Source organism: Kitasatospora sp. NPDC057518 (genome assembly GCF_042802075.1).
Classification (GTDB): domain Bacteria; phylum Actinomycetota; class Actinomycetes; order Streptomycetales; family Streptomycetaceae; genus Kitasatospora.
This window is the reverse complement of sequence record NZ_JBHVEU010000781.1, coordinates 1-1,589: the sequence shown is the minus strand read 5'-3', so window position 1 is coordinate 1,589 and position 1,589 is coordinate 1. Positions and strand designations below refer to the sequence as shown.

The 1,589-nt window shown below is 68.7% G+C and carries 1 protein-coding gene, 1 tRNA gene and 1 pseudogene; 1 reads left to right on the top strand and 2 read right to left on the bottom strand.

Annotation, left to right across the window (positions count from 1 at the left end; all coding sequences use genetic code 11):
* Window positions 1-42: 42 nt before the first annotated feature.
* Together ACFU7Z_RS39365 and ACFU7Z_RS39360 are read right to left on the bottom strand one after the other, a co-directional pair.
* A complete protein-coding gene (locus ACFU7Z_RS39365; protein WP_074001301.1) occupies window positions 43-927 on the bottom strand; it encodes a Bax inhibitor-1/YccA family protein in 885 nt (294 codons plus the stop codon).
* Between the two features lie 139 nt (window positions 928-1,066).
* Window positions 1,067-1,148: transfer RNA gene (locus tag ACFU7Z_RS39360), tRNA-Leu, on the bottom strand.
* Window positions 1,149-1,436: 288 nt separating this feature from the next.
* Here ACFU7Z_RS39360 and ACFU7Z_RS39355 point away from each other — a divergent pair.
* Window positions 1,437-1,589, top strand: a pseudogene (locus ACFU7Z_RS39355) (ABC transporter ATP-binding protein); the annotation flags it as partial.

Genomic DNA, 1,589 nt, shown 5'->3' with positions numbered 1-1,589 from the left:
GCTCCGGGGCCCGGCGGCAGTGGTTCACGAAGGAAGGGACCGTCAGTCGTCGCCGCGCAGGATCGCGATCAGCCGCAGCATCTCCATGTAGATCCAGACCAGCGACAGGGTCAGCCCGAAGGCGGCCCGCCAGGACTCCCGCTGCGGGGCGCCCTGGGCGATGGCCTCCTCGATCGCCGCGAAGTCCAGCGACAGGAAGAAGGCGCCCAGGCCGATGCCGACCAGGCCGACCACGATGCCCAGCGGGCCGGAGCGCAGGCCCATGTCGGCGCCGAAGGCCATCGCGATCATGTTGACCATCATCAGCAGCACGAAGCCCAGGGCGATCGCGATGCCGATCCGCTGGTACCGGGCGGTGACCCGGATCCGGCCGCTCTTGTAGGCGAACAGCATCGCCCCGAAGACCGCCGCCGTACCCAGCACCGCCTGGATCACGATGCCGTTCAGCATGGTGTTGAAGGCGTGCGAGACGGCGCCCATCGCGAAGCCCTGGAGGGCCGCGTAGGTCAGGATCAGCGGCGGGCTGACGCTGCGCTTGAACGAGACCACCAGGCCGACGACCATGGCCACCAGGCTGGCGGCGATCGCGAAGCCGAAGTTCTCGAACGGCAGCGCGAACCAGGCCACCGCGCCGGCGACGACCAGCGTCAGCAGCGTCATGGCGGTGCGGGCGACCACGTCGTCCAGCGTCATCCGCCCGGTGGCCGCCGGGCCCGCCGAGGGCCCGTTGTACAGCTCGTAGAGCTGCTCGTCGGTCATGGGCTGGCCCTGCGGCTGCTGCTGGGCGTAGGGCGTACCCGCGTAGGGGTTCTGGCCGTACTGGTTCTGGCCGTGCTGGGTCCCGGCCTGCGCGGTACCGAACCCCGCGTAGCCGGAGTCGCGGGTGAAGGACCCCTCCCGCGAGAAGACCGGGTTGCTGCTTCTCATTGCTCATTCCCTCCGTGGCGGCACTGCACCGCCCATGCACAAGGGTAATGGCTTGGCAAAAATTCCGGGATACGCCGCGAGGAGGATCCGGTGAACAACGACCGGCGGGGACGCCGTCGCGCCCCCGCCGGGTGATCGGTGCCCGGAGCCGGACTCGAACCGGCACGGCCTCGCGGCCAAGCAGTTTTAAGCTGCCCGTGTCTGCGTTCCACCATCCGGGCGTCTGTGGGACCCCCTGAGCCTAGTCTCCCGGATCACCCTTTCGCATGTTCCCAGCCCCGGAAGTTGTCATGTTTCCTTGCCATCTGACGAACTGTCCGGGATTCGGCCACGAAGGATATCCGTTCCGGCCACCCGTCCGCCTCAGGGTTCACGTCATACCGCAGGAGGAGGGGGTCGCCCGCCCCTACGCCCAGCGGTGGTAGGACCAACCGTCCGGCGGAGCGACGCAGAACCATGATCACGTCGCGGAGCATGGAGGTACAAGTCCGCGAGCACTAGGAGTCCCCGTGACCACGTCGACCGCAACCGCCGTCCGCACCGGCCTGGCGGCCGCCCGAGCCACCGGCCTGAACAAGGTCTACGGGGAGGGGGAGACCCGCGTCGTCGCCCTCGACAACGTCAGCGTCGTGTTCCCCCAGGGCGAGTTCACCGCCATCATG